The organism is Streptomyces sp. NPDC034085 (genome assembly GCF_055575555.1).
In genome coordinates this window covers 282,334-297,614 of record NZ_JBVISL010000007.1, presented here as the reverse complement: position 1 = coordinate 297,614, position 15,281 = coordinate 282,334, and the positions used below count along the sequence as shown (strand labels likewise).

Genomic DNA, 15,281 nt, shown 5'->3' with positions numbered 1-15,281 from the left:
CTTGCATGCGGTACTCACGCTGCCGCAGAGCGGTCTCACACCCCGCGAGAGAAGCGATGATCCAGGCCATCGGACTCACCAGCACACCCCGTCGAGATCTCCCGCCCCTCGTGGACGACCTCACCTTCGAGGCCCGCCCGGGGTGCGTGACCGCCCTGCTCGGAGAGCCGGGTTCGGGCAAGACCACCGCACTGCGGCTCATGCTCGAACTCGCACCGGGCCGCGGCGTCACCTACTTCCGCGGCCGGCCGCTGCACCGGATCCCGCATCCCGCCCGCGAGGTCGGGGTCCTCCTCGGAGACGTCCCCGGGCACCCCTCGCGGACGGTCCGCAACCAGCTGCGGATGCTCTGCGCCGCCGTCGGAGTCCCGGCCTCCCGGGCCGACACGATGATGGAGGTCGTCGGTATCGGCGGCCTGCGCGACCAGCGGCTCGGCTCGCTCTCGGCCGGCATGGACCGCCGGCTCGGGCTGGCGGCGGCCATGCTCGCCGACCCCTGCGCCCTGCTCCTCGACGAACCCACGGCCGGGCTCGCCCCCCGCGAGCGCGCCTGGCTGCACGGGCTGCTGCGGGGCCACGCCTCGCTGGGCGGAACCGTGCTGTTCACCACCGACGACGCGAAGGAGGCGGCGCGCAGCGCGGACCGGGTCGTCTCCATCGCCTCGGGCCGGCTCGTAGCCGACCAGGACGCCGCAGACTTCGCGCGCACCCGGCTGCGTCCGCGGGTCGCCGTGCGCACCCCGCACGCCGCCCGGCTGGCCGACGTACTGGGTCGCGAGGCCAGGGCCGCACACCGGGGGGTGGAGATCGTGGAGGAGAGCGGCAGCCGGCTCTCGGTGTACGGGAGCAGCTGCGCCGAGATCGGGGAGGCCGCGTTCCGGCACGGCGTACTGGTCCACCAGCTCGCGGACGAGACCGGCGACACCGCCCTGCCCGTACCGCCCGTGCCGCAGGCGCGCACCGGGGCCGGCTCCGGGGTCCGGCTCGAAGCCCGCCTCGAAGCCGCGGCCCAGGTCCGCACCGGCCCGCACCCGGGCACCGCCGCCTCCGGCCCCCGCCCCGGCGCCACCGGCTCCGGTAGCGCCGACCCCGGCTCCGGTGCCACCGACCCCGCGATCACCGACCCGCGCCCCGCCGCCACCGGAGTCCGCAGCGCCGCGGCCACCCCGCCCGCCCCCGCCGCGGGGCCGGCCGCTCCCGCCGGTGCCTTCCCCCGGCGGGCCCGGCCCGCCCGCGACGCCCGCGCCGTGCGCCCCGCCCCGGCGGTGCGCCGCGTCGGCGGTCCCCTGCGACCGGTGCGCTACGAGCTGCGCCGCGTCTTCGGCACCGCCACCCCCTACCTGACGGCCGTCCTCGTCGCCGTCGTCTCGGCCGCCACCGCCCTCGTCCTCGCCCGGGCCGGCCACACCTCGCAGAACCGGATGCTCGCCGCCTGGCCGGAGCCGTTCCCGCTGCCTCCCGCCGCGCTGGGCGCCGGACTGCTGGGCGCCCTGGCCTTCGGCGAGGAGTACCGCTACCCCGCCCTCGCGGCCGACCGGGGCACCGTGCCGCGACGGCTGGGGCTGCTCACCGCCAAGCTCGGCGTGTGCGCCGCCCTCGCCCTCCTGCTCGGGGCCCTCGCGGTCACCGCCGACGCCGCCGCGCTCCACCTGGTCTTCGGGCCGGCGCCGCTGCGCGCCCCGGCGGAGTGGGCGGCCCCGGCCGCGAGTTGGGCCGGGCTGCTGGTCGGGTGCGCCTGGGCCGGTGTGCTCGCCTCCGGGGCCTTCCGGTCCGCCGTCCTGGGCCTGGCCGCCGTGCTCGCCGTACCGGTGGCGGTCGTACCGCTGGTGCGCAAGGTGCTGGAGGGCCCGTCGGCCCACCCCGCGAGCGGGGTCGCCTCCCGGCTGCGCGCCCTGGCCTCCGCCCCCTTGCCGCCGGAGGCGGACCGCTTCGTACTGGGAGCGCTTCGGGTGATGGCCCAACCCGTGGGCGCGGCGCTGCTGTTGTCGTTGATGGTCCTGTTGTGCGCCTATGCGTTCACAGGACTGCGCACCCGCGTCCGTTGGTGATCGTTCCGAGGCGGGACGCGACCCTGGAGCGACCGTAGAAGTCCGCTTCGCGCGAAATCACGCGAAGCGGACCGCAACTCCCCGCAAAAGGCCCGGTTCCTTACGATAAGGCGTCAATTGCGTAGGTGGCGGCGATCACCCTTTCGTGTGCTTTTCACCAAAGACCTCAAGGGTGATGGAGGCACGACCGACAAAGGATTCGTGAGTACCCTTGCGCGCACCATGATGACCGCCGCCCGCCATGCCGACTCCGGCCTCGCCGGCCCGGGCGACCTCGACCGCTACCCCTACGCGGAGGCCTCCGGCTCCGACCGGGTCGGACCACCCCACTGGGACGGCGCCGACGTCGAGTTGAGCCGCGTCGGCCGCCGTGCGGCCGGCAGCCGCGGCCGCGGGCTGCACGGCCAACTCGTCCAGCAGCTCGGCCAGATGATCGTCTCGGGCGACCTCGGTGCCGACCGGCCGCTGGTCCCCGAGGAGATCGGCCAGCGCTTCGAGGTCTCCCGCACCGTCGTCCGCGAATCGCTGCGGGTCCTGGAGGCCAAGGGCCTCGTCAGCGCCCGCCCCAACGTGGGCACCCGGGTCCGGCCGGTCGCCGACTGGAACCTGCTCGACCCCGACATCATCGAGTGGCGCGCCTTCGGCCCCCAGCGCGACGACCAGCGCCGCGAGCTCAACGAGCTCCGCTGGACGATCGAGCCCCTGGCCGCCCGCCTCGCCGCCGGCCACGGCCGCCCGGAAGTCCAGCAGCGCCTCTCCGACATGGTCGAGATCATGGGCCACGCCCTCGGCCAGGGCGACGCGATCACCTTCGCGCGCGCCGACAACGAGTTCCACGCCCTCCTGATCCAGGTCGCGGGCAACCGCATGCTGGAGCACCTCTCCGGCATCGTCTCCGCCGCCCTCCAGGTCTCCGGCAGCCCCATCACCTCCTGCGACCGCCCCAGCGAAACCTGCGTGGCACACCACGCGCGGATGGCCGAGGCCCTGGCCGCCGGCGACGCCGCGGGCGCGGAGAGCGCCATGCGCCAGCTCCTGACGGTGCAGCCGGAGGTCGAGCGCGTGGTCCCCGCCCCGCGCGAGCACTGACGCTCCGGCGCGCGGGGGCGTGGGAGCGCACCACCGGTCGTCGGGTCCCTCACGGGCCCGGCGACAGCGGCGTGAGGGCCCCCACCCGAGGCCGAACGGGTACGTACCGTTACAAAAACACCGCGAGTGAGCACTCGGTGTGACGCAGGCCACCAGGAGGCGTGCTCCGGACACGAAGATTGGGCGTAACGCTCCGCGACGTCACGCGATGACCTAAGAGGTGATGGCCGACGGAGGGAAGACAGCAGCCCTTGGGGTGCTGTGCAGCTCCCCGGCCCCTGCCCGCGCCCCCGGCCCATCCCCAGTCGGTGGTCGTCGGCTCCGGTCCAGCACCAGGCCGGGGTCGGAAGCCGTTCCCATCGTTCCGAGAGGTTGTTCGTGTCGGCCAGCACATCCCGTACGCTCCCGCCGGAGATCGCCGATTCCGAGTCCGTGATGGCGCTCATCGAGCGGGGCAAGGCCGAGGGGCAGATCGCCGGCGATGACGTGCGTCGGGCCTTCGAGGCTGACCAGATTCCGGCGACCCAGTGGAAGAATGTCCTGCGCAGCCTCAACCAGATCCTCGAGGAAGAGGGTGTGACGCTGATGGTCAGTGCCGCGGAGTCGCCCAAGCGCACCCCACGCAAGAGCGTCGCAGCGAAGACTCCCGCGAAGCGGACGGCGACGAAGACCGTCGCGGCCAAGACGGCGGCCGCCCCGGCGGCGGCCGACCCCGCCGCGGAGGCGGGGACGCCGGACCCGGAGACCACCGACGCGCTGGCCGGGGAGCCCGCAGCCGAGCCCGCCGCGAAGAAGACGGCGGCGAAGAAGACCGCGGCCAAGAAGGCCGCCCCCGCCAAGAAGGCCGCCGCGAAGAAGACGGCGGCGAAGAAGACCGCCGCCAAGAAGGCCGCCGACGAGGGCGACGAGGAGACCGTCGACGAGGCCCCCGACGCCGTGAAGGCGGAGGCCGAGGAAGAGGACGAGAGCGGCGAGAACAAGGGCTTCGTCATCTCGGACGACGAGGACGACGCCCCGGCGCAGCAGGTCGTCGTGGCCGGCGCCACCGCCGACCCCGTCAAGGACTACCTCAAGCAGATCGGCAAGGTGCCCCTGCTCAACGCCGAGCAGGAGGTCGAGCTCGCCAAGCGCATCGAGGCGGGCCTGTTCGCCGAGGACAAGCTGGCCAACTCCGACAAGCTGGCGCCCAAGCTCAAGCGCGAGCTGGAGATCATCGCCGAGGACGGCCGCCGCGCCAAGAACCACCTGCTGGAGGCCAACCTCCGCCTCGTCGTCTCCCTGGCCAAGCGCTACACCGGCCGCGGCATGCTCTTCCTCGACCTGATCCAGGAGGGCAACCTGGGTCTGATCCGCGCGGTCGAGAAGTTCGACTACACCAAGGGCTACAAGTTCTCCACGTACGCGACGTGGTGGATCCGGCAGGCGATCACGCGTGCCATGGCCGACCAGGCCCGCACGATCCGCATCCCGGTGCACATGGTCGAAGTGATCAACAAGCTCGCCCGCGTGCAGCGCCAGATGCTCCAGGACCTGGGCCGCGAGCCCACCCCGGAGGAACTGGCCAAGGAACTCGACATGACCCCCGAGAAGGTCATCGAGGTGCAGAAGTACGGCCGCGAGCCGATCTCCCTGCACACCCCGCTCGGCGAGGACGGCGACAGCGAGTTCGGTGACCTCATCGAGGACTCCGAGGCGGTCGTCCCGGCCGACGCCGTGAGCTTCACGCTCCTGCAGGAGCAGCTCCACTCGGTGCTCGACACCCTGAGCGAGCGCGAGGCGGGCGTCGTGTCGATGCGCTTCGGACTGACCGACGGACAGCCCAAGACCCTCGACGAGATCGGCAAGGTCTACGGGGTCACCCGTGAGCGCATCCGCCAGATCGAGTCCAAGACCATGTCGAAGCTGCGCCACCCCTCGCGGTCCCAGGTGCTGCGCGACTACCTCGACTGAGCGGGCACGACGGCTGAGCCGGCCCGGGCGGGGCTCCCCCTCCCGGCCGGCCCTCCACCGGCCGCCGAAGGACCTTCGACGCGACGTCGAGGGCTCCGCGACCGGCCCCGCAGGTGCGGTCGGTCCCCGGTCATCCCACTCTGGGTGTAATCGAGCACACTCAGAGTCAGGAGGCCTCATGAGTCGTCCCTTCGCCCGAGCCCTGGCGGGCGCTCTGACCCTGGTGGCGGGAGCGGCCGCGGCGCCGCTCGCCCAGGCGCCCACGGCAGCCGCGGACAGCGTCGTCATAGGCGGGAAGCCGGTCAAGGTCGCCGACAGTCCCTGGGTCGTGGCCCTCGCCAGTCGTGACCGGTTCGGGGGTACCAGGGACGGCCAGTTCTGCGGCGGGGTCGTCGTCGGACCGAGCACGGTGGTGACGGCGGCCCACTGCCTCGGCCGGCAGGTCCTGGGTGGGCCGGTCGAATCGGTCCCCGACTTCCGCGTGATCACCGGGCGTACGGAGCTCCGCGCGCCCGACGGCCGCGAGATCGCGGTGCGCGCGGCCCGGGTGAACCCGGCCTACGACCCCGAGACCAACGCCGGGGACCTCGCCGTACTGGAGCTGGCCGAAACGGTGCCGGCCGACCACGTGCTCCCGATGGCGGCGGCCGGCCACACGGCCTACGCGGCGGGCACCGAGGCGGCGGTCTACGGGTGGGGCGACACCAGCGGCTTCGGCGACTACGCGTACGGGCTCCGGGCGGCGCAGGTCACGGTGCTGGCGGACGACGTCTGCCGCCGCGCGTACCCCGGGGACGCCGACGGACAGTACCGCCAGGAATCCATGGTGTGCGCGGGCGACGGCACGGGTGGGAAGGACGCCTGCCAGGGCGACAGCGGCGGACCGCTCGTGGCCAAGGGGCGGCTCATCGGGGTGGTGTCCTGGGGCCGCGGCTGCGGGCGGGCCGACAGCCCGGGGGTGTACACCCGGATCGCCCCGTTGGTCGGGTTCGTGAGCGGCTCCGAGACGGGCGGGGAGCCGGGCGGGGTCTAAAGGGGTGGGCGGGGCGCCCGGAGGGGCTCCAGGTGCCCCGTACGGCCCTGCGAGGGGTGCGGGGGCCGGAAGGGGGCGGGGCGCTGGAGCGGGAAGTGCCTCGGACATGAGGACGGGCGGCGTCCCTGGGTCTCAGAGATGCCGCCCGTCGACCGGCCTTGCCGGTCCTGGCTCGTCGGATGCGAGGTGCAGGCCTTGTGTCAGCGGTCCTCGTCGGCCGCGCCGGCGGCCGGAGCGGACGTGAGCCGCTCGGTCTCATCCTGTATCTCCGCGGCGATCTTCTTGAGTTCCGGCTCGAACTTGCGCCCGTGGTGGGCGCAGAAGAGCAGTTCACCACCGCTCAGGAGGACGACGCGCAGATATGCCTGGGCGCCGCAACGGTCGCATCGGTCAGCGGCCGTCAGCGGGGTCGCGGGTGTCAGAACAGTAGTCACGTCGCCTCTTCTCTAGCTCGACGAGCTGTCGTACCAGGGTCAACATCCAACCAGGCCGAAAACGTTCCCGCTCGCGGCTTTTCCTCGAAACTTCCTTCCGAAGCTGGCCGGCTGCTGCCGGTTGGCGGCGAAGGAGCCGTATTGCGTTGCTTTACGGTTTCGCGTTGTCAGTCGTTCGCTTGTAGCAGTTCTCGTCCTCGCCGGCGTGAGTGCCGGTGTTCATGAGGACGTGCCCGAACCCTAAATGGTTCATGCGTCGAAGGGAACGTGATGTTTGCTTCACCCCCACGGGGGATCGAACATCCGTGCGGATCTGCACTACGCTGAGGAAGCCGCGAGGGTGGCGTTGCATCCGCTCTACCAGGCCTCGGTACCCTTCGACCGGCGACCCAGCCACCCCTGCGCCCTACCGGGCCAGAAAAGAAATTCAGCGAGGAGCGAACTGCGTGACCGCCGACACGTCCGTGCCTTCCAGCGCGCTGCTGTCCGGAGCAGACCGGGACGGTTCCAACTACACCGCGCGGCACCTGCTCGTCCTCGAAGGCCTCGAGGCCGTTCGCAAGCGCCCCGGCATGTATATCGGCTCCACCGACAGCCGGGGCCTGATGCACTGCCTCTGGGAGATCATCGACAATTCCGTCGACGAGGCCCTGGGCGGCTACTGCGACCACATCGAGGTGATCCTCCACGAGGACGCCTCGGTCGAGGTCCGCGACAACGGCCGCGGCATCCCGGTCGACGTCGAGCCCAAGACCGGCCTGTCCGGCGTCGAGGTCGTCATGACCAAGCTGCACGCCGGCGGCAAGTTCGGCGGGGGATCCTACGCCGCCTCCGGCGGTCTGCACGGCGTCGGCGCCTCGGTCGTCAACGCCCTCTCCGCCCGCCTGGACGTCGAGGTGGACCGCGGCAGCTCCACGCACGCCGTCAGCTTCCGCCGCGGCGTGCCCGGAATGTTCACCGAGCAGGGGCCCGACAGCCCCTTCGACCCGTCGAGCGGGCTGCGCAAGGTCAAGCGCATCGCCAAGGGCAAGACCGGCACCCGGATCCGCTACTGGGCCGACCGCCAGATCTTCCTCAAGGACGCCCGGCTCTCCCTGGAGAACCTCTACCAGCGCGCCCGCCAGACCGCCTTCCTCGTCCCGGGCCTGACCATCGTCGTCCGTGACGAGCGGGGCATCGACGGCGCCGGCAAGACCGAGGAGACCTTCCGCTTCGACGGGGGCATCAGCGAGTTCTGCGACTACCTCGCCCAGGACAAGGCCGTCTGCGACGTGCTGCGCCTGACCGGCACGGGCACCTTCAAGGAGACCGTCCCGGTCCTCGACGACCGCGGCCACATGACCCCCACCGAGGTCACCCGCGAGCTGGGCGTGGACATCGCCCTGCGCTGGGGCACGGGGTACGAGAGCAGCGTCAAGTCCTTCGTGAACATCATCGCCACCCCCAAGGGCGGCACCCACGTCTCCGGCTTCGAGCGTTCGGTCACCAAGACCGTGAACGAGGTGCTGCGCTCGGCGAAGCTCCTGCGCGTCGCCGAGGACGACGTGGTCAAGGACGACGCGATGGAGGGAATGACGGCGGTCGTCACCGTCCGCCTCGCCGAGCCGCAGTTCGAGGGCCAGACCAAGGAGGTCCTCGGCACCTCCGCGGCCACCCGGATCGTGGCCGCCGTCGTCGCCAAGGAGCTCAAGGCCTTCCTGACCTCCACCAAGCGCGACGACAAGCAGCAGGCCCGCGCCGTGATGGAGAAGATCGTCGCGGCCGCCCGGACCCGCATCGCGGCCCGGCAGCACAAGGAGGCGCAGCGCCGCAAGACCGCGCTGGAGTCCTCCTCGCTGCCGGCCAAGCTGGCCGACTGCCGCAGCGACGACGTGGACCGCAGCGAGCTCTTCATCGTCGAGGGCGACTCCGCGCTCGGTACGGCCAAGCTCGCGCGGAACTCCGAGTTCCAGGCGCTGCTGCCGATCCGGGGCAAGATCCTCAACGTCCAGAAGTCCTCGGTCTCGGACATGCTGAAGAACGCCGAGTGCGGCGCGATCATCCAGGTCATAGGAGCCGGCTCGGGCCGTACCTTCGACATCGACGCCGCCCGCTACGGGAAGATCGTCCTGCTCGTCGACGCCGACGTCGACGGCGCCCACATCCGCTGCCTGCTGCTCACGCTCTTCCAGCGGTACATGCGCCCGATGGTGGAGGCCGGCCGGGTCTTCGCGGCCGTGCCGCCGCTCCACCGGATCGAGCTGGTCCAGCCGAAGAAGGGCCAGGACAAGTACGTCTACACGTATTCGGACAACGAGCTGCGCCAGACCCTGCTGGAGTACCAGCGCAAGAACATCCGGTACAAGGACGCCATCCAGCGCTACAAGGGCCTCGGCGAGATGGACGCGGACCAGCTGGCGGAGACCACCATGGACCCGCGCCACCGCACCCTGCGGCGGATCAACATCGGCGACCTGGACTCCGCCGAGCAGGTCTTCGATCTGCTCATGGGCAACGAGGTGGCCCCGCGCAAGGAGTTCATCACCGGCTCCGCGGCGACCCTGGACCGCTCGCGCATCGACGCCTGATCCGGGGGGCGGTACCGGCCGGGGCGGCCGGTACCGCGCGCCCGGACCCGCCGGTACGGGACGCCCGGAAACGGTGCCCCGGCACACCGGTACCCCGTGCTCCATCACCTGAAGGGGTGAAGAGCACCGGGACATCAGTCCGGAAACCGACCATCCGGCACATCCTTGTGGGCACGCGGCCAATGCGGCAGCGGACAAGGAGAGTTCGGTGGACAAGCACGAAGGCCGTGATGCCGGAACGATCCGGCTGGACGACCCCTGGTACGACGCACTGGCCGTGGGCTGGGGCGAAGGTGAGGGGGAGGGCGCGGACCCGGTCCCGGCCCCCTCGTCCCCCGGAGGCCGGCCGGCGCCCCGCGCATCCGACATCTACCTCGAAGTGCAGCGCAGCGCCGCCTTCCAGGAGGTCCGCGGGCGCTACCGGCGGTTCGTCGTCCCCGCGACCGCCGGCTTCTTCCTCTGGTACGTCGCCTACGTGGCCGCCGCCACCGCGGCGCCCGGGTTCATGGCCCGCCCCGTGGCCGGAGCGGTCAACGTGGCCCTGCTGGCGGGCCTCGGACAGTTCCTCAGCACCTTCCTGCTGACCTGGGCGTACGCCCGGCACGCGCGGCTGCGCCGGGACCGTGCCGCGCTCGACCTGCGCTGGACGGTCTTCGAGCAGGAACGCGAGCAGGAGCGGGCGCAGGAACGCGAGCAGGAGCGGGTGCACCAGGGCGGGCAGGAGCCCGGCCGGCAGCGTCCGCGCACGGTCCGGGGGGAGGGGGCGTGACCCACGAGCACCAGACGCTCGCGCTGATCCTCTTCAGCGCCTTCATCGCGGTCACCCTCGGCATCACGACCTGGGTCAGCCGCAACCGGCACGGCTCGGCCGAGGAGTTCTACGCCGGCGGGCGGCTCTTCTCCCCCATGGAGAACGGTTTCGCCATCGCCGGCGACTACATGTCCGCCGCCTCCTTCCTGGGGATCTCCGGGCTGATCGCCCTCTTCGGCTACGACGGCCTGCTCTACTCGGTCGGCTTCCTCGTCGCCTGGCTGGTGGTCCTGTTCCTGGTCGCCGAACTGGTGCGCAACTGCGGGCGGTTCACCCTCGCCGACGTGGTGGCCGCCCGGATGAGCGAACGGCCCGTCCGGATCGCCGCCGGGACCTCCTCGGTGGTCGTCTCCGTGCTCTACCTGGTCGCGCAGATGGTCGGGGCGGGCAGCCTGGTGGGGCTGCTGCTCGCGGACTCGGGCCCCGCCGCCCGGACCCTGACCGTGGTCGGGGTGGGCGCGCTGATGGTGGTCTACGTGACCTTCGGCGGGATGCGGGCCACCACCTGGATCCAGATCGTCAAAGCGGTGCTGCTGATGGGCGGGGCCGTCACCCTGACCGTGCTCGTCCTCCTCCGCTTCCACGGGAACCTCGACCAGCTCCTCACCGGCGCCGCCGAGCGCAGCGGGCACGGGACCCGTTTCCTGGGCCCAGGCCTCAAGTACGGCGGGGGCTGGACCGCCCGGGCCGACTTCATGAGCCTCGGCCTCGCGCTGGTCCTCGGCACCGCGGGCCTGCCCCACATCCTGTCGCGCTTCTACACCGTGCCGACCGCACGGGCGGCCCGCCGGTCGGTGGTGTGGGCGATCGCGCTGATCGGGGGCTTCTACCTGATGACCGTCGTCCTCGGCTTCGGCGCGGCCGCGCTGGTCGGGCCCGACGAAGTGCGGGCCTCGAACGCCTCGGGGAACACGGCCGTACCGCTGCTGGCGGCCTTCCTCGGCGGGGGCGCCGAGTCCACCGGCGGCGCGGTGCTGTTCGCCGTGGTGGCCGCCATCGCCTTCGCCACCATCCTCGCCGTGGTCGCCGGGATCACCCTGGCCTCGTCGGCCTCCGTCGCGCACGACCTGTACGCCTCCCTCAAGCGCCGCCACGCCCGTCAGCGCAGCGAGGTGGCGGTGGCCCGGGCCGCGGCCGTGGGCATCGGGGCGGTGGCCATCGCCCTCGGGCTGCTCGCCCAGGACCTGAACGTGGCCTTCCTGGTGGGGCTCGCCTTCGCCGTGGCGGCCTCGGCCAACCTGCCGGTGCTGCTGTACTCGCTGTTCTGGCGGGGCTTCACGACGCGGGGGGCGGTGTGGTCCGTGTACGGGGGGCTGCTCCCGGCGGTGCTGCTGGTCGTCCTGTCTCCCGTGGTCTCCGGGAGTCCCGAAGCGCTCTTCCCCGGCGTGGACTTCCAGTACTTCCCGTTGCAGAACCCGGGGATCGTCTCGATCCCGCTCGGCTTCCTGGCGGGCTGGCTGGGTACGGTCACCTCCGCCGAGGAGCCGGACGAGCGCAAGCACGCCGAGACGGAGGTCCGCTCCCTGACGGGGGCCGGCGCGGTGTGAGCCCGGGTGGACGGCGGGCCGTTCAGCCGCCGTCCGGGGGGCGCCAGGCGTAGCGGTGTTCCGGGCGGCCGGTCTCCCCGTAGCGCAGGGCGAGCGTGACGCGCCCCGCCCGGTCCAGGAGCTTCAGGTAGCGCTGGGCGGTCTGGCGGCTGATTCCGGCGCGGTCGGCGATCTGCTGGGTGGACAGGGGGCCTTCGGCCGCGCGCAGCACCCGGCGGACCAGTTCGGCGGTGGTGGGGGAGTGGCCCTTGGGCAGCTCGTTCGGGGTTCCGGCCGCGGCGAGGGCGCCGAAGATGCGGTCGACCTCGGCCTGTTCGGCCTCGCCGCCGCCGGAGAGGGAGCGGCGCAGGGAGGCGTAGGCCTCCAGCTTGGCGCGCAGACCGGCGAAGGTGAACGGTTTGACCAGGTACTGGAGGGCGCCGAGCCGCATGGCCGCCTGGACGGTGGCCAGGTCCCGGGCGGCGGTGACCATGATCACGTCGGTGTGCCGGCCCAGCTGGCGCAGGCGGCGGACCAGGTCCAGGCCGTTGCCGTCCGGGAGGTAGTGGTCGAGGAGGACGAGGTCCACCGGGCGGGTGGTGAGGAAGTCCAGGGCCGCGGCCGCCGAGTGGACTTCGCCGACGACCTGGAAACCGGGAACCTTCGCCACGTACGCCGCGTTGATCCTGGCAACACGCATGTCGTCGTCGACGACCAATACGTGCATCGGGGTCTCGTTCATCGCAGGGCCTCCGGGAGTACGACGGAGAACTCCGCCCCTCCGTCCTCTGCTGCACCGGCCCGGGCGCTGCCGCCCTGCCGCTCCGCGAGGCGGCGTACGAGGGCCAGGCCCAGCCCTCGCTCGCGGTGGGCCGCGGGCTGCTTGGTCGACCAGCCCTCGGTGAAGATCTCCTCGCTCCGCCCGGCGGGGATCCCGGGTCCGCTGTCGCGCACCCGCAGGACGGCGGTGCGCCCCTGCGCGCGGATGTCGACCTCGACCAGGGGCGCGGCCGAGCCGGCCGCCGCGTCCAGGGCGTTGTCGACGAGGTTGCCGAGGATCGTGACGAGACCGCCCGGGTCCACGAGACGGTCGGGCAGGAGGGTGGGCGGGGCGAGGCGCAGCGCGACGCCGCGTTCGGCGGCGACAGTGGCCTTGCCCACCAGGAGGGCCGCCACCAGCGGGTCGTGGACCTTCTCCGTGACCTGCTCGGCGGTGGTGCGGTGGACGCCGACGACCTCGGTGACGAAGGCCGTGGCTTCCTCGTGCAGGCCCAGTTCGAGGAGGCCGAGGAGGGTGTGGAGGCGGTTGGCGTGCTCGTGGTCCTGGGCGCGCAGGGCGTCGATCAGCCCCTTGGTGGAGTCCAGCTCGCGGCTCAGGTGCTCCACCTCGGTGCGGTCGCGCAGGGTGGCGACGGCTCCGCCGTCCGCGGTGGGGGCCCGGTTGGCGACCAGCACCCGCGGGCCCTGGACGGTGAGCAGGTCGCGCCCCGTGACGCGCCCGGTGAGGACGTCGGTGGTGCGGCCCGCGCCGAGGACCTCGTCCAGGGGCCGCCCCGCGAGGGTGCCCGCGCCGGCCGGGGCGAGGCCCAGCAGCCGGACGGCCTCGTCGTTGACGAGCCGCACCCGGTCATTCCGGTCGAGGGCGATCACGCCCTCGCGGATGGAGTGGAGCATCGCCTCGCGCTCCGCGAGGAGGCCCGCGATATCGGAGAAGGCCAGGTCGCGGGTCTGCCGGTGGATCCGGCGGGAGAGGAGCCAGGCGGCGAGCGCCCCGGCCGCGAGGGCGCCGCCCGCGTAGGCGAGCAGCCCGGGGATGGCGCCGAGTAGCCGGTCGCGCACGCTGTCGTAGGCGATGCCGACCGAGACGGCGCCGACGATCTCCCCGTCGGCGGCGACCAGGGGGACCTTGCCGCGGGCGGAGCGGCCCAGGGTGCCCTCGTCGATCTCCATCACCTCGTGGCCGGCGAGTGCGTCACCCGGGTCGGTGGAGACCGGCCGCCCGATCCTTTCGGCGCTCGGGTGGGAGCGGCGTATGCCGTCGAGGTCGACGACGACCACGTACTCGGCCCCGGTCGCCCGGCGGATCCGCTCGGCAGCCGACTGGACGGGGCTGTCCGGCGTCGGCCCCGACCGCAGGAGGCCGGCGGCCAGGGACGGGTCCGCCGCCGCGCTCTGGGCGATCGCGAGGGCCCGCCGCATCGCCTGGTCGTCCAGCTGGCCGCTCAGGGGCGCCAGGAAGAGGCCGGTGGCCAGCACGGCGACCCCCGCCGCGATGGCCAGCTGGGTGAGCAGGATCTGCGAGACGGCCCGTCGGGGCAGCCCGAGGCGCCGAGCGCTCGTGGGGAGGAACCGCATGTCCAGCACCGTAGGGCGGCCGGGACCGAAGCGGAATTTCTCCGGTCTATGAGAAGGCCCACCCCCAGGGCCCGCGGAGCACTTCGCCTGCGCCCGGGCCATCGAGGAGCGGTGGCGCGGCCCCGGGCCCTGACCCGCCCGTCAGGGCAGCGGGCGGGGAGGGCGGGGGCCCGTGTAGTGGCCGCTCGGGCGCATGCGCAGGGGGCGCTCCCGGTACTCCTCCAGCGCGTGCGCGATCCAGCCCGCCGTCCGGGCCACCGCGAAGACCGTCTCCCCGGCCTCGGCGGTCATCCCGCAGGACACCGTGAGCACCGCCAGCGCCAGGTCGACGTTGGCGTGCAGCCCGTGCCGGGCCGTCACCGCGGCCACGTCCCGCGCCGCGCCGAGCGCCGCGGCGGCCTGCGGGAGCGCCTCCAGCCTCCCGAACAGCGCCCGCGCCCTCGGATCCTCCCCCCGGTACAGCCGGTGGCCGAGCCCGGGGACCCGGCGCCCCGCGCGCAGGTGCTCCGCCACCACCGGCGCGGCGCCGCCCCGCTCCAGCACCTCCACCAGCATCCGGTGCGCGAGCCGCCCGGCCGCACCGTGCAGGGGGCCCTCCAGCACGCCGAGCCCGGCCGAGACCGCCGCGTACGGATGGGCCCGCGCCGAGGCGGCGACGCGTACCGCCAGGGTGGAGGCGGCCAGGTCGTGGTCGACCAGCAGGGCCAGGGCCAGGTCCAGGGCGTCCACGGCCGCCGGGTCCGGCTCCCGCCCGGTCAGGCGGGGCCACAGCGCCCGGGCGAGCCGTCCGTCGCCGTCGCGGTCGCCGTCACCGTCGCCCGGGACGGAGGCCGGAGCGGAGGCCGGAGCGGAGGCCGGGACGGAGGCCGGGGCCGCCTCGGGCAGGGCACCGACCAGCGTCGGGATCAGGCAGCGCGCGGAGCCGAGGACCGCCTCCTCGGACAGGTCGAAGCGCAGCGGGTCCACCACCGCCGCGGCGGCGACCGCGACCCGGAGCCGGTCGAGGGGCCCGCCGTGGTCGGGCAGCGCGGCCACCGCCCGCCGGGCGGCGGCGAGGGCCTCGGGGGGAGCGGCGAACCGGGCCCCGTGCGGCAGGCTGCCCGTCCAGAGCCACTCGGCGACCTCCTCGTAGGCGTACCGGGAGGCCAGCTCCACCGCGTCGACGCCCCGGTAGAAGTACCGGTCGGCCTCGATGAGGGTGAGCGCGGTACGCACGGCGAGTTCCCCGGCGGGGCCGGCGGCCTCGCGCCGGCTGCGCCGCGCCAGGGCCTCCACCTCGCGCGCGTCGAAGGTGCTGCCCCGGCCGGCCGCATCGCGGCGGCTGCCGAGCTGGCCGCGGCTGACGTAGGCGTACACGGTCGCGGGCTTCACCCCGAGGAGCTGCGCCGCTTCCCGGGTGGTGAGCCGTCTCCCGGCGCTGGTGTCGGAGGGCCGCTCCCCGGCCAGATCACTCATGACACCCACCCTA

At 73.3% G+C, this 15,281-nt stretch carries 11 protein-coding genes; 7 read left to right on the top strand and 4 right to left on the bottom strand.

Going from position 1 to position 15,281, the window contains the following annotated elements:
- Positions 1 to 56: 56 nt before the first annotated feature.
- The 4 genes from ACZ501_RS24550 to ACZ501_RS24535 all read left to right on the top strand — a co-directional run bounded on the left by ACZ501_RS24550 (position 57) and on the right by ACZ501_RS24535 (position 6,120).
- Positions 57 to 2,048, top strand: a complete 1,992-nt coding sequence (locus tag ACZ501_RS24550; RefSeq protein ID WP_468798062.1) for an ATP-binding cassette domain-containing protein — start codon at positions 57 to 59, stop codon at positions 2,046 to 2,048.
- Positions 2,049 to 2,195: 147 nt separating this feature from the next.
- On the top strand, positions 2,196 to 3,137 hold the full coding sequence (locus ACZ501_RS24545; RefSeq protein ID WP_361598790.1) for a FadR/GntR family transcriptional regulator: 942 nt from the start codon (positions 2,196 to 2,198) through the stop codon (positions 3,135 to 3,137).
- Positions 3,138 to 3,515: 378 nt separating this feature from the next.
- Positions 3,516 to 5,087 carry an RNA polymerase sigma factor gene (locus ACZ501_RS24540; protein ID WP_361598793.1) on the top strand — a complete coding sequence of 524 codons (1,572 nt, stop codon included), beginning with the start codon at positions 3,516 to 3,518 and terminating at the stop codon, positions 5,085 to 5,087.
- Positions 5,088 to 5,265: 178 nt separating this feature from the next.
- Positions 5,266 to 6,120 carry a serine protease gene (locus ACZ501_RS24535; protein WP_361598796.1) on the top strand — a complete coding sequence of 285 codons (855 nt, stop codon included), beginning with the start codon at positions 5,266 to 5,268 and terminating at the stop codon, positions 6,118 to 6,120.
- Positions 6,121 to 6,320: 200 nt separating this feature from the next.
- Here the strand turns inward: ACZ501_RS24535 and ACZ501_RS24530 are convergent, their stop codons facing one another.
- Positions 6,321 to 6,554, bottom strand: coding sequence for a DUF7455 domain-containing protein (locus tag ACZ501_RS24530; RefSeq protein ID WP_361598799.1), 234 nt, complete (start codon positions 6,552 to 6,554; stop codon positions 6,321 to 6,323).
- 446 nt (positions 6,555 to 7,000) lie between these two features.
- Between ACZ501_RS24530 and ACZ501_RS24525 the strand changes: the two genes are divergently transcribed.
- The 3 genes from ACZ501_RS24525 (at position 7,001) to ACZ501_RS24515 (ending at position 11,479) form a co-directional block, all read left to right on the top strand.
- Positions 7,001 to 9,121, top strand: a complete 2,121-nt coding sequence (locus ACZ501_RS24525; RefSeq protein ID WP_361598802.1) for a DNA gyrase/topoisomerase IV subunit B — start codon at positions 7,001 to 7,003, stop codon at positions 9,119 to 9,121.
- Positions 9,122 to 9,329: 208 nt separating this feature from the next.
- A complete protein-coding gene (locus tag ACZ501_RS24520; protein WP_361598805.1) occupies positions 9,330 to 9,890 on the top strand; it encodes a DUF485 domain-containing protein in 561 nt (186 codons plus the stop codon).
- Positions 9,887 to 11,479 (top strand): solute symporter family protein, encoded by a 1,593-nt coding sequence (locus tag ACZ501_RS24515; protein ID WP_361598808.1) that lies wholly within the window; start codon positions 9,887 to 9,889, stop codon positions 11,477 to 11,479. The genes ACZ501_RS24520 and ACZ501_RS24515 overlap by 4 nt, the downstream gene beginning before the upstream one ends.
- Before the next feature lie 22 nt (positions 11,480 to 11,501).
- Here ACZ501_RS24515 and ACZ501_RS24510 read toward each other — a convergent pair whose 3' ends face one another.
- The 3 genes from ACZ501_RS24510 to ACZ501_RS24500 all read right to left on the bottom strand — a co-directional run bounded on the left by ACZ501_RS24510 (position 11,502) and on the right by ACZ501_RS24500 (position 15,268).
- Positions 11,502 to 12,200: a response regulator gene (locus ACZ501_RS24510; RefSeq protein WP_361598811.1), complete on the bottom strand. Its 699-nt coding sequence runs from the start codon at positions 12,198 to 12,200 to the stop codon at positions 11,502 to 11,504.
- Positions 12,197 to 13,813, bottom strand: a complete 1,617-nt coding sequence (locus ACZ501_RS24505; RefSeq protein ID WP_468798059.1) for a sensor histidine kinase — start codon at positions 13,811 to 13,813, stop codon at positions 12,197 to 12,199. Before ACZ501_RS24505 ends, ACZ501_RS24510 begins: the two co-directional genes overlap by 4 nt.
- A gap of 141 nt (positions 13,814 to 13,954) precedes the next feature.
- The gene (locus ACZ501_RS24500; protein WP_468798056.1) at positions 13,955 to 15,268 is read right to left on the bottom strand and encodes a citrate synthase; all 1,314 of its coding nucleotides are present in this window, start codon (positions 15,266 to 15,268) and stop codon (positions 13,955 to 13,957) included.
- Positions 15,269 to 15,281: the final 13 nt, after the last annotated feature.

Bases quoted from the DNA above. Each gene is read 5' to 3' on its own strand.
- ACZ501_RS24550 (WP_468798062.1), top strand. From the start codon at position 57: ATGATCCAGGCCATCGGACTCACCAGCACACCCCGTCGAGATCTCCCG.
- ACZ501_RS24535 (WP_361598796.1), top strand. From the start codon at position 5,266: ATGAGTCGTCCCTTCGCCCGAGCCCTGGCGGGCGCTCTGACCCTGGTG.
- ACZ501_RS24510 (WP_361598811.1), bottom strand. From the start codon at position 12,200: ATGAACGAGACCCCGATGCACGTATTGGTCGTCGACGACGACATGCGT.
- ACZ501_RS24505 (WP_468798059.1), bottom strand. From the start codon at position 13,813: ATGCGGTTCCTCCCCACGAGCGCTCGGCGCCTCGGGCTGCCCCGACGG.
- ACZ501_RS24500 (WP_468798056.1), bottom strand. From the start codon at position 15,268: ATGAGTGATCTGGCCGGGGAGCGGCCCTCCGACACCAGCGCCGGGAGA.